The sequence below is a fragment of the Nitrospirillum iridis genome (genome assembly GCF_014205765.1).
In the GTDB taxonomy this organism is placed as follows: domain Bacteria; phylum Pseudomonadota; class Alphaproteobacteria; order Azospirillales; family Azospirillaceae; genus Nitrospirillum; species Nitrospirillum iridis.
In genome coordinates, this window is the sequence record NZ_JACIIZ010000015.1 from 105,697 (window position 1) to 121,870 (window position 16,174).

The 16,174-nt window shown below is 69.3% G+C and carries 11 protein-coding genes; 7 read left to right on the forward strand and 4 right to left on the reverse strand.

Annotated features, from left to right (window positions below):
* Window positions 1–58: 58 nt before the first annotated feature.
* Both nagA and FHS74_RS23360 read right to left on the reverse strand, forming a co-directional pair.
* The gene (nagA, locus tag FHS74_RS23355) at window positions 59–1,204 is read right to left on the reverse strand and encodes an N-acetylglucosamine-6-phosphate deacetylase (protein WP_184806046.1); all 1,146 of its coding nucleotides are present in this window, start codon (window positions 1,202–1,204) and stop codon (window positions 59–61) included.
* Window positions 1,204–2,247, reverse strand: a complete 1,044-nt coding sequence (locus FHS74_RS23360) for an SIS domain-containing protein (protein ID WP_184806049.1) — start codon at window positions 2,245–2,247, stop codon at window positions 1,204–1,206. The genes nagA and FHS74_RS23360 overlap by 1 nt, the downstream gene beginning before the upstream one ends.
* 442 nt (window positions 2,248–2,689) lie before the next feature.
* On the opposite strand from FHS74_RS23360, the gene FHS74_RS23365 reads away from it, so the two are divergent.
* Genes FHS74_RS23365 through FHS74_RS23375 form a run of 3 tightly spaced genes read left to right on the forward strand, consistent with a single transcriptional unit; the run spans window position 2,690 to window position 3,853 of the window.
* A complete protein-coding gene (locus tag FHS74_RS23365; RefSeq protein WP_184806052.1) occupies window positions 2,690–3,199 on the forward strand; it encodes a DUF2975 domain-containing protein in 510 nt (169 codons plus the stop codon).
* Window positions 3,200–3,202: 3 nt separating this feature from the next.
* On the forward strand, window positions 3,203–3,409 hold the full coding sequence (locus FHS74_RS23370) for a helix-turn-helix domain-containing protein (protein ID WP_184806055.1): 207 nt from the start codon (window positions 3,203–3,205) through the stop codon (window positions 3,407–3,409).
* Window positions 3,410–3,430: 21 nt separating this feature from the next.
* Window positions 3,431–3,853, forward strand: coding sequence for a hypothetical protein (locus FHS74_RS23375; protein WP_184806058.1), 423 nt, complete (start codon window positions 3,431–3,433; stop codon window positions 3,851–3,853).
* Here the strand turns inward: FHS74_RS23375 and FHS74_RS23380 are convergent.
* Both FHS74_RS23380 and FHS74_RS23385 read right to left on the reverse strand, forming a co-directional pair.
* On the reverse strand, window positions 3,814–4,737 hold the full coding sequence (locus FHS74_RS23380; protein WP_184806060.1) for an N-acetylmuramic acid 6-phosphate etherase: 924 nt from the start codon (window positions 4,735–4,737) through the stop codon (window positions 3,814–3,816). The genes FHS74_RS23375 and FHS74_RS23380 overlap by 40 nt on opposite strands.
* Window positions 4,738–4,852: 115 nt before the next feature.
* Window positions 4,853–6,583 (reverse strand): ABC transporter substrate-binding protein, encoded by a 1,731-nt coding sequence (locus tag FHS74_RS23385; RefSeq protein WP_246463317.1) that lies wholly within the window; start codon window positions 6,581–6,583, stop codon window positions 4,853–4,855.
* Between the two features lie 361 nt (window positions 6,584–6,944).
* On the opposite strand from FHS74_RS23385, the gene FHS74_RS23390 reads away from it, so the two are divergent.
* From FHS74_RS23390 to nagE, 4 genes are all read left to right on the forward strand, one after another.
* Window positions 6,945–8,450: a hypothetical protein gene (locus tag FHS74_RS23390; protein ID WP_184806062.1), complete on the forward strand. Its 1,506-nt coding sequence runs from the start codon at window positions 6,945–6,947 to the stop codon at window positions 8,448–8,450.
* Between the two features lie 302 nt (window positions 8,451–8,752).
* Window positions 8,753–11,401 carry a TonB-dependent receptor gene (locus FHS74_RS23395; protein WP_211106502.1) on the forward strand — a complete coding sequence of 883 codons (2,649 nt, stop codon included), beginning with the start codon at window positions 8,753–8,755 and terminating at the stop codon, window positions 11,399–11,401.
* A 334-nt stretch (window positions 11,402–11,735) separates the two neighbouring features.
* Entirely contained in the window at window positions 11,736–14,324 is a 2,589-nt protein-coding gene (ptsP, locus tag FHS74_RS23400; protein WP_246463318.1) for a phosphoenolpyruvate--protein phosphotransferase, read from the forward strand.
* Window positions 14,324–16,126, forward strand: a complete 1,803-nt coding sequence (nagE, locus tag FHS74_RS23405) for an N-acetylglucosamine-specific PTS transporter subunit IIBC (RefSeq protein WP_184806064.1) — start codon at window positions 14,324–14,326, stop codon at window positions 16,124–16,126. Before ptsP ends, nagE begins: the two co-directional genes overlap by 1 nt.
* Window positions 16,127–16,174 lie beyond the last annotated feature (48 nt).

The window sequence follows — 16,174 nt, forward strand, 5'->3', positions numbered from 1 at the left end:
CGATTTGGGCGAAAATGGATGCGCCTACTTTTTGGGCGTTGGCCTCGGTCCCCTGTTCCTATCCGGTCCGGCCGGCCGACCAGACGCGCCGCACGGTCAGGGCCTGCGACAGTTCCACGAAGTCGGCGCGGGCGCCGGGGCCGATGCGGCCCAGATCGTCCAGGCCCAGGAAGGCCGCCGGCACCCGTGAGGCCATGGCCAGCGCCGTCTCCGCCGCCACCCCCATCAGGCGCACGGCACCCCGCACGGCGGCGGCCATGTCGATGTCGGCGCCGGCCAGCACGCCATTCGCCGTCACCAGCCGGCCGTCGCGGCGATGGATGGTGTGGCCGTACAGCTCGAAGCTGTCGGCGTCGGTGCCGGTGGGCGGCATGGCGTCGGTCACGAGGAACAGCCGGTCCGGCCCCTTGGCCGCCAGCGCCAGGCGCAGCATGGCCTCATGCACGTGCACACCATCGGCGATGACCCCGCACCAGCCGCGCGGGTCCGACAGGGCGGCCCCGGCGATGCCCGGCTCCCGGTTCATCAGCGGCGGCATGGCGTTGAACAGATGGGTGAAGCCGGTCAGGCCGTGGTCCAGCGCGCTTCGGGTGCGGGCGAAACTGGCGGCGGAATGGCCACCGGCCAGGATGACCCCGGCCTCCGCCAGGCGGGTCAGGGCGGCATCACCCACCACTTCCGGTGCCAAGGTCAGCAGCACGCGCCCTTGGGGAAAGCGCGCCGGCAAGCTCAGGAGAAAGGCGATATCCTCGTCGGTGGGGGGGCGGACATAGGCCGCCTCGTGCACCCCCCGCCGTTCCGGGTTGAGGAACGGGCCTTCGAGGTGGATGCCAACCACGCCGCCGCCCGGCACCTGGGCCGCCGCCGCCGCCGCGTCCACCGCCCGGCGCCATGTGCCGGCGGCGTCGGTGATGAAGGTGGGCAGCAGGGACGTGGTGCCGAATCGGCGATGCGCCTGGGCGATGGCCAGCGCCGCCGTGGCGGTGGGCATCTCATTGAACAGCACGCCGCCGCCGCCGTTCACCTGGGTGTCGACGAAGCCGGGGGCCAGTAGGCTGTCCGGTTCCAGCGCCACCCGCTCCGCAGCACCCGCCGGTGCCTGGGGTGCCAGGTCCAGCACACGGCCGTTCTCCACGAGCACGCCGACGCCTTCCAGCGTCTGGTCGCCGGTGAAAACCGGGCAGCCGTGGAAAAAGGTCCGCATCACACCGTCTCCGTCACCTTGCGCAGGTTGGGCGGCACGTCGGGGTCCAGGCCCCGGGCCCGCGCCACCTTGTGGATGGCCATATAGAAGCTGGCGACGGCCGCCAGGGGCCCGACCTCGGCCGGTAGGCCCGGCACCACGGGCAGGGGCTCGACGCCGTCGATGCCGGTCTCGGTCGCCAGGATGGGGGCGCCCAAGGCCGCGGCCTTGGCCAGCGTGTCGCGCGTCACCGCCGCCGTCACATCGTCCTGCGTCAGCGCCAGGATGGGGAAGCCGGGGCCGACCAGGGCGAAGGGGCCGTGCACCACCTCCGCCGCGCTGAAGGCCTCGGCATGCAGGCGGGAGGTTTCCTTGCACTTCAGGGCGATCTCCGCCGCCGCCCCGCCGCCGATGCCCCGGCCCAGGATGTAGAGGCCGGTGGCCAGCTCCAGCCGGCGCAGGCCTGGGTACCAGTCGAGTTTCACCGCGGCGTCCAGCCAGCCGGGCACCTTGCCCATCGTGTCCAGCAGGCCGGCATCCTCTTGCCAATGGGCCACCAGATGCAGGAAGGCGACGCAGGCGGTTAGGTAGGACTTGGTGGCGGCCACGCTCTTCTCCGGCCCCGCGCACAGGGGCACGAAGACGTCGGCCAGTTGGGCCAGCGGGGAGGCCTCGTCATTGACGAAGGCCACCACCAGGGCGCCGCCGACCTTGGCGGCCTCCGCCAGGCGCAGCAGGTCGGGGCTGCGCCCGGACTGCGACACCGCCACGAACAGGGCGCCCTCCACCTGCAAGGGCGCGTTGTAGAGGGAGACGACGGATGGCCCGACAGAGGCCACCGGCACGCCCAGGCGGGTTTCGATCAGGTACTTGCCATAGGCGGCGGCATGGTCGCTGCTGCCCCGGGCGCAGGTGATGACCACCTTGGGCTTCAGCGCGCGCAGGCGGGCACCCAGCTCACGGAACAGGGGGGCGGCGCGCGCGATCTGGCGGGCGCTGGCGGCGCCGGATTCGGCGGCCTCACTGGCCATGAGGGGGGGCGCGGGCGGCGTGGGCTTGGTCATGACGGGTCCTCAAGTGTCTGGAGGGGCGGGCGGTGGTGGCGTCAGAGCCACGTCGTCGTTGGCGCTCTCCGGGCGGGAATTCATCGCCGTTGACGCCCCTGCTGAGGAATGTCGCCCATGCCGGCCCCGGGTGCCCGCTTGTTCCGGATCGAGGGGGGATAATGCCAGATACGGACCATTGAGGAAGGGCGGCCCTACGGAAAGTTCGCCGGATTGCCGATCCCGACGCCTCGAGGAAACGGCAGAACCGTCAAATTTCGATCAATATAACATGTAATTCAATGGTTTGTCGGGAATTCCCGCCGTCCGGCCCCGCAGCCTTGGCGCCCAGCATGGGCGGATCGCGATCAGTAAGGGTTGAGTGGTATTTATCGAATTTCGATAAATCTCGTTGACGGCCTCGCTGGGCATGTTTATCGTTTTTCGATAAGGAGAAACTCAGATGATCAATCGCGACAACTTAGTTCGTTCATCCGCGCTGGCCGTGAGAGTGGCGGCCATCGCCAACGGTGCCTTTGTTTGCGCCCTGCTGCTGGGGTTGGCCGCGTCCTGGCTGATGGCGGACCGGCTGGCCGCCCTGCTGCCCGGTGACGACTTGGCGGAAAAGGTGGCGGGTCTGCGCTGGATGATGGCGCTGGGCCTGGCCATGGCCGGTGGCGCCTTCGTCGTGCTGCGCGCCCTGGGCGGCATGGTGGCCACGGTGGCGGCGGGCGACCCCTTCATCGCCGCCAACACCGACCGCCTGCACCGCATCGGCTGGGCGCTGCTGTTCCTGCAATTGCTGGACATCCCAGGCTACGCCATACGCTGGTCCTTCCCCGCCCTGGGGTCGGCTGGGCCCGATGCCGGCCTGTCGCCGGGCGGGTGGATCGCCGTGCTGATGGTCTTCGTGCTGGCCCGCATCTTCGCGGCCGGGACGGCCATGCGCGACGATCTGGAAGGGGTCGTCTGACCCATGCCCATCATCGTCACGCTGGACGCCGTGCTGGAGCGCAAGGGCATGACCCTGACCCAGCTGTCCGAGGCGATAGACCTGACACTGGCCAACCTGTCCATCCTGAAGACGGGTAAGGCCAAGGCCGTCCGTTTCTCGACGCTGGAAGCCATTTGCCATGTGCTCGACTGCCAGCCGGGGGAAATCCTCGCCTTCGAGCGGGATTAATGAATTAGGAGTGCCGATGCCATGACACCCGTTTCCGCGACGCCCGTTTCCGTTTTCCGCCTGAACCTCCTGCGGGGCGGCTATCTGCTGCTTGCCGGTGGCATCGGTGCCGCCATGTGGCCTGAGCTTCTGGCCCAGGGGCCGGCGCTGGAACTGATGCACGGGGCCGCCCTGTCCATGCTGTGCGCGCTGGGGCTGCTGGCGGCGCTGGGCCTGCGCCATCCCCTGGCCATGCTGCCGCTGCTGATGTTCGAGATGACGTGGAAGCTTCTATGGTCGCTGCGCATCGCCCTGCCGCTCTGGCTGGACGGGCGGCTGGACGGCGACCATATCAGCACGCTCGGCGCCTGCCTGATCGCCGTCGTCTTTCCCGTCCTCATACCCTGGCGCTATGTCCTGGACACCTATGTGCGCCGGGCGGCCGATCCCTGGCGGGCGGCGTGATCCGGGTCCTCCAGGGCGGCCCGCAGCCGTCCGCCGGCCCGGGCCAGCGCGTGGGCCGCCCCTTCCGGCGTGTGACCGGTCAGCAGCAGCGCCGCCACCTTCACGTCACCCCCGGCGCGGTCCAGGGCGGCCAGCGCGCCGGCCTCGTCACAGCCGGTGATGCGCACCAGCATGAGGGCGCCGCGCTGGCGCAGCTTCACATTGTCGATGCGGACATTGACCATGAGGTTGTCGTAGGTCGCGCCCAGGCGGACCATCAACGTCGTGCTGAACAGGTTCAGCACCGCCTTTTGCGCCGTGCCGGCACCCAGGCGGGTGGACCCGGCCACCACCTCATCCCCCGTCAGCACGGCGACGGTGTGGCGGGCCCCCTCGAACAGCGGGGCCATGGGGGTGCAGGCGATGGCGATGGTCTGGGCGCCGCGCCGGGCGGCTTCCGCCAGCGCCTGGCAGGTGAAGGCGCTGCGCCCCCCGGCCGAGACGGCGATGACGACGTCCCGGGCGTCACAGCCGGTGGCCGCGACCTGTCGCGCGCCCTCGTCCCCGTCATCCTCGATAGCCCCATCGAAACCGACGGTCAGGTCGGTGATGCCGGCCAGGATCAGTTTCAGCCGGTCGCGCGGCCAGCCGAAGGTGGGGCCCAGTTCCAGCCCATCCAGTGCCGCCAGCACGGCTGAGGTGCCGGCGCCGACATAGATCAAGCGGCCGCCCGCCTCCAGCCGCGGCAGGGCGTCTTCCACCGCCGCCGTCAGGGCCGGCAGCACGGCCAGGCAGGCGGCGACCGCCCGGTCCTGACCGGCCCACAGCGCCTCCAGCACGTCGGCCGTGCCCCATGTGTCGAGGCCGCGAAAGCGCTGGCCCACCCCTTCCGTCGTCACGCTCATGCCGCCGTCCTTTCATCCGCCGGGCGCGCCTTGCCGCCCGGGCGACCGTGACCAAGCGGTCCCGCGGTCGCGATATCGGCGCTGATGTACAGCAGCGCGATGCCCCTTTCCACCCTCAGCCGCCAGCGGGGGCGGCGGCTTTGGGCGCTGGAGCCTTTACCGGCTCCAGCGCCAGCAGATGCAGCAGGCGCTCGGGCGTGCCGTCGAAGACATCGGGCCGGGCCACGGGATTGTCGGCGTTGAACCAGCCCTTGAAGCGGGTGGTGTTGTATTCGTACCAGGTGGGGTTGCTGAACAGCGGCACGTAGGGGGTGTTGGCCGCCACGATCATCTGCACCTTGTCCATGGCGCGGCGCTGGCCCGTCGGGTCGATGGTGGCGACGAAGGCGTCCAGCGCGCCGTCCAGATCGGGATCGGTGAAGCGGGTGGGGGCGAAGCGCGTCTTGCCGCTGTAGCGGGAATGGAAGCCGGTGTCGAAGCTGCGGTGGGGCGTTTCCCCCGGGAACAGGCCGTTGATGGCCATGTCGTAGTCGCCGCTGATCAGCTTCTGCGCCCAGGAGGCCGGCTCCGCCGTGGAGACGCGGACGTTCAGCCCAAGCGCGTTCAAGCTTTCGGCCACCAGCTGGGTGGAATTGACCCAGTCGGTCCAGCCGGCGGGCACCAGGATATCGAAGGCGATGGGGCTGCCGTCGGCATTGTCGATGTAGCCGTCGCCGTTGACGTCGCGGAAGCCGCTTTCGGCCAGCAGGGCCTGGGCGCCGTTCCGGTCGAAATGGGCGTATTTGCCGTACTGGCGCTCCGCTTCCGGGTTCACCCAGTCCTGATAAGTGCGACCGATGCCGCTGGCATATTCGTTGACCTCGGGATAGCCGTAGCCGGCGATGTCGACGATGGCGCGCCGGTCCACCGCCATGCTGACGGCGCGGCGGAAATTGACGTTGCGGAAGGCGGCGCGGTTGCCCCGGTTGGGGCTGTTCAGGTTGATGTCGATGGCGACCGTGCCGCCCGGCGGGAACCAATAGCGGTGGTGCCGGGGATCGGCGGCGACGTAGGTGCGCTCGATATCCGGCAGGAAGGCGCCGAACCAGTCCAGCCGCCCCTCGGCCGCGGCGGTCAGCAACTGCTCATTATCCCGCACCTGGGGGAAACTCATGCAATCGACCTTCAGGTCGGCGGCGTCCCAGTAATTGGGGTTGCGGCACTGGACGTAGACCTGGGGGGTGAAGCGCGTCACCTCCGTCATCGGTCCGGTGCCCACTGGATTGTCGTTGGTGAAGGTCACCGGGTCCGCGACCTTGGACCAGACATGGCGGGGTACCACCGGCACCCGCACGATCTCGAACACGATGCTGGTGTTCACCTTCTTCAGCGTGAACACCACGGTGTGGGAATCGGGCGCCTCGACGGCCGCGACCCGGTTGGCCATGTCCAGCGTGTCCAGCGCCTTGAACCGGCGCAGCAGGTCGAAGGTGTAGGCGACGTCGGTGGCGGTGAAGGGGTGGCCGTCCGACCAGTGCACCCCGTCGCGCAGCTTGAAGGTCAGCTTCAGCAGGTCGGGGGAGAAGGCGTAGTCGGTGGCCAGGCGGTATTCCGGCTGGCCGCCATACATGGAATTGAATACCACCAGCGGCTCATAGATGAATTCGCGCACGCTGGGCAGGCGGCTGGCCTCGTTGAACGGGTTGAAGTCGCGCACCCAGCCGCTGGACATGGCGGCCAGGACCGTCAGCGTCGCCGGGGTAGGCTGGGCCGGGGCCGTTTGGCCGTCGGATGCGGCGGGCGCCGCTGGCGAGGGGCCCGCCAGGGCCAAGGCCATACCCGCGATGGAAACGAAACGTCGGATCAAGGCCGTCCCCCCGGATGCCGCAAACGCCACTGAACGCTCCCTGACGGGGTGCTGCCGGACTCTAGTCGGTCTTCGGCGCGCCGTCCCGCTTAACACTGTCGTCGCCCCGGCGCCCGCAGGCCAGGGTGCAAACCCATCAGTTTCGTCAGAGCGCCCGTGTTCCGAACCGTCCGGTTCGGCGGGGATGCCGCGCCTGGCATGGGGACGCGGGGCCGCCGCCAGTGATCAGGGCCAGCTTTACGGATTGACGAAATTGACGGTATGGTTGCAGCCGCGCGCCGGTAAAGCCGATTTAAAAACAGTGCTGTCGCTGGATTTGGATGTATTCCTGTCCACACCAAAAAAACAGGGGGTGATCGGGGTGGTCGGGTTTGAGAGGTGGGCTTTCAAGGCGCCGGCCGGCCTCGTCACGCTTACGGTGCTGCTCTGCCTGTCGCTGATGACGGCGCTCTACGCCGTCATGGATCGGACTGGCGCGGCGGTGGCGACCGCCCGTGACATGGCGGCCCACGATCTGGGCATCCTGTATGAGTCCGCGCGCGATCAGAGCGCCGCCTATTCCAGCACCAGCTTCATCGGCTACAGCGTCGGCCGGTACTACGGCTTCGCCTCCGCCTTCGCGCAGATCTCCCCCAATCCCGAACGGGCCGCCGCCTTGCTGCGCACCGCCTTCGCCCAGGGTGACGCGCAGCAACAGGGCGCGTCCTCGGCGCTGGCCCCCTACATGGCGGTGCATGATCGCTTCCACGCCAGTTTCGTGGACATGATCGGCTCCTCCGTTTTCGACGATCTTTATCTCATCGACCGCCTGGGCCGCGTCGTCTACAGCCTGCGCAAGGACAGCGCCTTCGGCCAGGACCTGAACGACGCCCGCGCCCGCGACACGCCGCTGGGCGAGGTGTTCCGCGAGATCATGGCCCGGCTGCAGAAGGCGGACGATCCCACCCAGGTGCTGGTGGTGACGCCGCCCCAGGACCTCGACGGCGCCACCGCCGGCGATGGGCCGGAGGGGGTGGGCATGCTGGTGGCCCGGCCCGTGGTGCGCCATGGCGCGGTGGAGGGCGTGGTGGCCTTCCGCCTGCCCCTGGCCACGGTGGACCGGCGGCTGGGCACGTTGGCGCGTCCGGGTGTCGGCTTCGCCCTGATCAATGCCGGTGGACGTCCGGCGGACCAGCCAGCCTCGGCCCGGGGCCTCTCCCCTTACGGTGTATATGCGGTGCCGGGCGCGCCCTGGCGGTTCCAGGTGCTGGCCAGCGGCTGGGCTCTGTCGGGCTGGCTGGGATGGTGGACCTGGGGCCTGGCGCTGGGCGGTGTCGCGGCCGGCGGCTGGACCTGGCGCCAGGCTGCTCGGTCGGCCCCGGTCCCCGCCCCCGGCCCCGCTGTGGTCCGGGAGGCGCCGCCCGTGGCTCCGCCGGTGCGCCCGGATGCGGCCCCCGCCGTGGTTCCCGCGCCGCCGCCGCCCACGCCCACCTCCGTACCAGTGGCGGAGGTGCCGCCGCCGGTATCCCCGCCGGACGCGGAGCCGGCCAACGACTTGGACGCCAATGAGGAATTTCGCCGCTGCATCGTCGATGTCATGACCCTGGCGCTGGACTTCTGGCACCACGCCAAGCGCAAGGGCAAGATCGAGCTGGCGGAGGAAAGCGGCCTGTGGCGCGTCTATATGGACCGCAGTTCGCTACAAACCCGCACGCTGGACAAATACCTGCTGGTGGAAACCTTGCCCCGCAACCCCCGCTGGCGCGACGTGGTGCGCACGGCGGAGTTCGTGCTGCGCCACTGCCCGGAAAACGGGGCGGAGCGGGACGGGGTGCGCGAGGCCCTGGGCCGGCTGAAGCAGCACCTGCGCCACGCGGAGCGCATCTAGCCCGGGCTGTGTCGCCCCTCAGTCAAGTAATTCATTGTAATGTTACGGTCTTCACCGGCCTTTGCAGTCAAAATCCCCGGTTTTGCCGTCATTTTCGACATTCTGCCGGAACCGGCCTTTCGCCCTGGCCTCCCTCTCATGCCTGATATGCCGGAACGCACGGCCACCCCGGGCAGCCTCGACAGGCTTCCCAGCAGGGCACAGGGGGATGGCGGTGTCTGGTTCCAGGCGTGGCGCCGTCGGTCGGGTTCCGACGGAAGGCCGCGCCGGTAAACACAAAAGATGGGCCAGAGGAGGGTTTGATGGGTTTTGGGAGAAAGATGCTGCGCGGTTCGGCCAGCGTGATGGCGATGCTGGCCATGTCGGCCACGGCCTATGCGGCCGACGCGCCGGCGGCCGACGACGGCCTCAACGAAATCATCGTCACGGGCTTCCGCAAGTCCATTCAGGACAGCATCGACGTCAAGCGCCAGCAGAACGCCGTCGTCGACGTCGTCAGCGCCGAGGATATCGGCAAGCTGCCCGACAAGAACGTGGCCGACGCCCTGCAGCGCGTGCCCGGCGTCATGATCCAGTCCGCCGCCTCCGGTGAAGGCGGCTTCGACGAGGCTGACCGCGTCAGCATCCGGGGCTCCAGCCCGTCGCTGACCAACACCACCATCAACGGCCATGGCGTGGCCACGGGTGACTGGTTCCTGCTGGATCAGTTCTCCACCGTCGGCCGGTCGGTCAGCTTCTCGCTGCTGCCGTCGGAAATCGTGGAAAAGACCCTGGTGTACAAGAGCCAGCAGGCGGACCTGGTTGAAGGCGGCGTCGCCGGCTCCATCGATATCGTGACCCGCAAGCCGCTGGACTTTAAGGACAACTTCACCGCGGTCGCCGATGTCGAGGGGGTCTATTCCGATCAGGCGGGCAAGACGGCGCCGCAGGTCAACGGCATGGTGTCCTGGAAGAACCAGGGCAACACCTTCGGCGTGGTGGCGCAGGCCTTTTATGAGGAGCGTGACATCCGCCGCGATGGCCAGGAGGTCCTGGGCTATTCGCAGTTCACCTCGACCGACGCCGCCGTCAAGGCCCATCCGGATCTGAACGGCGTCTACTATCCGACCCTGATCGGATCGGCGCTGTTCCAGCAGAAGCGCAAGCGCATGGGCGGCGACATCGATGTGGAGTTCGCGCCCACCGACAAGCTGACGGTGGACATCAACGGCTTCTACTCCCACATGGACGCCGACAACTCCAACCGCAACTTCATGTACTGGGGCGCGTCCATCTTCGGCACCAACCAGGCGGTGCCGACCGCCTACACGGTCAAGAACGGCACGCTGACCTCGGCCACCTCGCCCAGCGTGCCCAACGCCATCGTCTACGATCAGATTTCACGGCCCGGCGCCTCGGCCGAGACCTCGTACATCGACGCGGACGTGAAGTATGAGGCGACCGATCGCCTGACCTTCACCAGCAAGATCGGCTACACCTACGGCCTGGGCGAGACCCCCAGCCAGCCGGCGTACGAGGCCGTGGCCGCCAGTTCGGCCAGCTATGCCCTGAACGGCCTGTCCGCCCCGGCGACGGTCGCTTTCGGCATCCCCACTGGCACCCAGAACGGCAACTATGCCACCGGCTGGGCCTGGAACGACGTGCTGACGGCCCAGGACCAGGAATATTACGGCCAGTTGGACGCCCAGTTCGATATCAAGTCGGGAATCTGGGATTCGGTGAAGGCCGGCGTGCGCTATGCCGCGCATCAGCGCAACACCCAGTTCAAGATCAACGGCGGCTGCTGCATCAACAACGGCTGGGCGGCGGCCACCCCCAGCGCCAGCGGCACCTACCCCAGCGATTTCGGCGCCAACCTGGGTGGTCCCGTCCTTGGCAACATCTGGAGCCTGACGGAACAGCAGATCGCCGCGTTCAACGCCGCCTACGGCAACAACGACCCGGTGTCGCGCTACTACTGGCCGGGTTCGTTCAAGGTGACCGAGGATGACAGCGCCGCCTATGTCATGGCCAATGTCGGCGGGGCCGGTTGGTCGGGCAACTTCGGTGTCCGCTTCGTCGACACCAACGTCAACAGTCTGGTCTATGTCAGCGCCACATCGACGACTCCGGGCGCCATCACCACCTCGGCCTTCGGCCCCTATGTCCCGACCAGCATCAGCCACGACTATGTGAACGTGCTGCCCAGCGCTAACCTGAAGCTGGAGATCACGGACAACTTGGTCAGCCATCTGGCGGTGGCCAAGACGATGGCGCGGCCCGACTACAGCGCGCTTGGCGGCTCGGTCAGCCTGAACGACGTCGCCTCTTCCGGCTCGGGCGGCAACCCCAACCTGAAGCCCATCGAGTCCACCAATTACGACGCGTCCCTTGAGTGGTACTACGGGCCGCAGTCGCTGTTGTCGGTGGCCCTGTTCTACAACGACATGAATTCCTACGTGACGTTCGGCACGGCGCCGCAGACCTACTACTCGGACTACTACAAGGCCAACCACACCTACATCGTCACCACCCCGCTCAACACCTCGGCCAAGAACCGGGGCGTCGAACTGGCGGTGCAGCAGCCCATCTACGGCGGCTTCGGCGTCCAGGCCAACTACACCTACGCCTACGGCACCGAGGAGAACGGCGCCCCCATGGTCGGCAACTCCCGCCACACCTACAACCTGACGGGCTATTACGAGAACGACTGGGTCAGCGCCCACCTATCCTACACCTTCCGGTCGCACTTCGTGGTCGGGCTGGACCGTAGCACCATCGAGAACCAGGACGACTTCGGCACCCTGGACGCCTCGGTCAATGTGCCGGTCGGCGATTATGTGACCTTGACCTTCTCGGCGCTGAACATCACCGACAGCTTGATGAAGTACTACGCCAACAATAAGGATCAGCCGCGGGCCATTTACGACAACGGTCGCCAATATTACTTCGGCGCCCGTTTCAAGTACTGAATCCAGCGGTGAGTGTGTGGGTGCGGGCGGCGTTTCGCCGGCTGGCGCCCACCAGTACCCCGTCGGCCGGTTCGTCATGGGCGGCGGATTGTTTCCGTGAGGGCGTGATTTGTTTGGATTTGTGCTCTCGATCTCCCCGAACTTGAAAGGGGCCCGGACCGGCGTCTGGGCCCCATTTTCCCCGGGAACAGAGGTCGGCGGGAGGAAGGTTTCCGCCGGCCAAGGTCGGGATGACTGATGCGGCGGTGCCGACGGCACCGGGAAAAGAGGTTCAGGCGTGGGCGGTTCGATGGTGGGAAATGGTCCCGGTAATGGCCCGGTCACCGGCGGCGTGATGCGGCTTACCCTGCTGGCCCCGCTGGACGGGTGGGTGTCCCCGTTGGAGGAGGTGCCCGATCCCGTCTTCGCCCAGCGCATGATGGGGGAGGGGTTGGCCCTGGACCCCACGGGCGGCACGCTGCGGGCACCCTGCGACGGCACCGTGGTGACCGTCCACCGCGCCCGCCACGCCGTGACCCTGCGCGCCGATTGCGGGGTCGAGATCCTGATGCATGTGGGGCTGGAGACCGTGGCCCTGGGCGGCCGGGGTTTCACCGTGCATGTGGCCGAGGGTGCGGCCGTGCGCGCCGGCGACGCCCTGATCGACTTCGACATGGACCTGCTGGCCATCGAGGCCAAAAGTTTGCTGACCCCCCTTATCATCGCGGGCGGTCCGGCCGCCCGGATCGTGGATGCCAGGACCGGCGCCCGCGTGCGCGCCGGCGAGGTGCTGCTGACCCTGCTGGTGCAGGCCGAGGGTGCCATGACCGGAGGGGGCGGGGACCGCGCCTGGCAGGCGGAACAGTCGGTGGTGCTGCCCCTGGCGCACGGCCTGCACGCCCGCCCCTCAGCCATGCTGGCCGCCGCCGCCAAGCCCTTCGCGGCGGCTGTCTTTCTGGCGGCGCAGGGCCGTCGCGCCAATGCCAAGAGTGCTGTGGCCGCCATGTCGCTGGGCCTGCGCCATGGTGATGCCCTGACCGTGGTGGCGGAGGGGGAGGACGCCGCCGCCGCCGTGGCCGCCGTGGCCGCCGCCATCACCGCCGGCCTGGGCGAGACGCCGGTGCCCGTGGCCGAGGCGTTGCCCGTGCCCTCCCTGCCCAGCGCCGCCGCGCCGCCGCATGATGAGCCGCCGGTGCTGGACGCCCAGCCGCCCTTCACGCCCGGGGAGACGGTCGTCATCCGCGCCGTGGCCGCCGCCCCCGGCCTGGCCCTGGGTCGCGCCTTCCGGGTGCAGGATGAAGAGGTGGAGGTGCCGGCCACCGGCCTGGGCGAGGCGTCCGAGCGGCAGGCCCTGGCCATGGCGCTGGAGCGGGTGCGCGCCCGCCTGGCGGCCGCCGTCGCCCATGCTGATGAGACCCGCCAGATCCAGCGCCGCGACATCTTCCAGGCCCATCTGGCCATCCTGGATGATCCCGACCTGCTGGACGAGGCGCGCGCGGCGATAGCGGGCGGGGCCGCCGCCGGCCCAGCCTGGCGCGGCGCCACCGACCGATCCGCCGCCGCCTTGCGCGCGCTGGGCAATCCCCGCATGGCGGAGCGCGCGGCCGACCTGATCGACCTGCGCCGCCAGGTCATGCTGGCGCTGGCCGGCCGGGAGCCGCAGCCGGTGATCCTGCCCCACGGCGCCATCCTGGTGGCGGAAGAGCTGATGCCCAGCCAGCTCAGCAACCTCGACCCCAGCCGCCTGGCGGGCTTCTGCACCGCCCGGGGCGGCCCGACCTCCCACGTCGCCATCCTGGCGGCGTCCATGGGGGTGCCGGCCCTGGTGGCGGGCGGGGCGGCCGTGCTGCGCATCCCCGACGACGCCCCCCTGATCCTGGATGCCGACCGGGGCCTGCTGCATGTCCAGCCCCCGGCCGAGGATCTGGCCAAGCTGGAACGCGAGACGACGCGGCGCAAGGCGCGGGCCGAGGCCAACCTGACGGCGGCGGCGGCGGACTGTGTCATGGCCGACGGCACCCGTATCGAGGTCTACACCAATGTCGGCAAGGTGGCCGACGCGGTGAAGGGGGTGGCCAAGGGGGCGGAGGGCTGCGGCCTGCTGCGCACCGAGTTCCTGTTCCTGGACCGCCAGACGGCGCCGGACGAGGATGAGCAGGCGGCCCAGTATCAGGCCGTGGCCACGGCCTTGGCCGGCCGGCCGCTGATCATCCGCACCCTGGACGTGGGCGGGGACAAGCCCTTGCCCTACCTGCCCCTGCCGCGGGAGGAAAACCCCATCCTGGGCCTGCGCGGCGTGCGCATCGGCCTGCGCCGGCCGGAGATCCTGCGCACCCAGTTGCGCGCCATCCTGCGCGTCCGGCCCGTGGGGCAGTGCCGCATCATGATCCCCATGGTCTCCACCCTGGATGAGGTGCGGGCCGTGCGCGACATGCTGGACCAGGAGCGCGAGGCCCTGGGCCATGCCCCGCCGGTGCAATTGGGCGTCATGGTGGAAACGCCGGCGGCGGCGGTGACGGCCGACCAGCTGGCGACCGAGGCCGATTTCCTGTCCATCGGCACCAACGACCTGACGCAGTACGTGCTGGCCATGGACCGGGGCAACCCGGATCTCGCCGCCCGCCTGGATGCCTTGCACCCCGCCGTGCTGCGCCTGATCCGCCAGACGGCGGACGGGGCGGCGAAGCACGGCCGCTGGGTGGGCGTATGCGGCGCGCTGGCCTCCGACCCCGCGGCCGCCCCGTTGCTGGTGGGCCTGGGCGTGACGGAGCTGTCGGCCACCCCGCCCGCCATCCCGGACATCAAGGCGGCGCTGCGCCCCTTGAACAAGGCGGCCTGCGTGGCGCTGGCGCAGGAGGCGCTGGCCCAGGAATCGGCCGCCGCCGTGCGCAGCCTGTTGGCCAGGGCCGGCATGGTCGCCGCCGTTACCGAGGGAGCCGCCTGATGCGTGACCGTTTCAGCCTTTTTGAACGACTGGGCGTCCAGCAGCTGGGCCGCGCCCTGATGCTGCCCATCGCCGTCCTGCCGGTGGCCGGGCTGCTGCTGCGCATGGGGCAGCCGGACCTGCTGGCCATCCCCTTCGTCGCCGCCGCCGGCGAGGCCATCTTCACCAATCTGGGCCTGATCTTCGCCATCGGCGTGGCCGTGGGCCTGGCGCGGGAGAACAACGGTGCTGCGGGGCTGGCCGGCGTGGTGGGTTTCCTGGTGGCGACCCAGGGGGCGGAAGCCCTGGTGAGGGTGCCGCCGGAGGTGATGCAAGGCCTGGCCGGAACGGCGCTGGAGGCCGCCGTCACCAGTTACAAGATCAAGGCGGTGGCCAAGATCGGGGTGCCGGCCGGTATCCTGTCCGGCCTGCTGGCCGGCGGCCTCTATAACCGCTACAGCGAATTGAAGCTGCCGGAATTCCTGTCCTTCTTCGGCGGCCGGCGCTTCGTGCCCATCGCCACCGGCTTCGCCGGGCTGGGGTTGGCGCTGGTCTTCGGCCTGGGCTGGCCTGTGCTGGAGGCGGGGCTGGACGGGCTCAGCCGCGCCGTGCTGTCGGCCGGCGGCTTCGGCCTGTTCCTCTACGGCCTACTGAACCGGGTGCTGATCATCACCGGCCTGCACCACATCTTGAACAATGTCGCCTGGTTCATCCTGGGCGACTATCACGGCGCCACGGGCGACCTGAAGCGCTTCTTCGCCGGCGACCCCACGGCCGGCGCCTTCATGGCCGGCTATTTCCCCGTCATGATGTTCGGCCTGCCGGCGGCGTGCCTGGCCATGTACCGCGCGGCGAAGCCCGAGCGGCGGACGGCCGTGGGCGGCATGCTGCTGTCCATGGCGCTGACCGCCTTCCTCACCGGGGTGACGGAGCCCATCGAATTCACCTTCATGTTTGTGGCCCCGCTGCTCTATGCCCTGCACGCCATGCTGACGGGCCTGGCGATGGTGGTGATGGACGCGCTGGGGGTGAAGCTGGGCTTCACCTTCTCCGCCGGCCTGGTCGACTATGTCGTGAATTTCGGCAAGGCGACGAAGCCCCTGCTGCTGCTGCCCGTGGGGCTGGCCTATTTCGCCGTCTATTACGGCGCCTTCGCCTTCGTCATCCGCCGCTTCAACGTCAAGACCCTGGGGCGGGAGGACGCGCCGGTGGCCGTCATCTCCGCCCAGGCGTTGGCGGCCAGCGGCCGGGGCGGCGGCTTCGTCGTGGCGCTGGGCGGCGCCGGCAACATCCGCGCCGTGGACGCCTGCACCACCCGCCTGCGCCTGGTGCTGGCCGACAACCGCGCGGTGGACGAGTCGGCGCTGACGGCCCTGGGCTCACGCGGCGTGGTACGGCCCAACGCCACCGCCCTGCAGGTGGTGCTGGGCCCCGTGGCCGATCAGGTGGCCGGTGAAATCCGCCAGGCCTTGACCCGATCGCCAACGGCCAGCGCCCCCATCGCCACAAGCGGCACCGTGGCCGCGCCCATCGTCATGGCGGAAGAGACGGCGCCGATGGCCCCCTTGCCCGACATCGCCGCCGTGCTGTCAGCTCTGGGCGGCAGCGGCAATATCCAGGCGGCGGAGGCGCGGGCCACCCGCGTGCTGCTGGGGGTCAATGATGCCGCCGGGGTGGATGAGGGACGACTGCTGGCGCTGGGCCTGCGCGGCGTCGCCCGGCTGGGCTCAGGCCGGTTGCATCTTCTCCTGGGTGTGCCCGCGGCACCGCTGGCCGACGCCCTTAATCAGGCCAGGTCGGGCCAAGCCATGGCCGGCGGCTGACACGCGCCGGCCCGGCCGGACACCCCATTCCCCAGGTCCCGTTTCCTT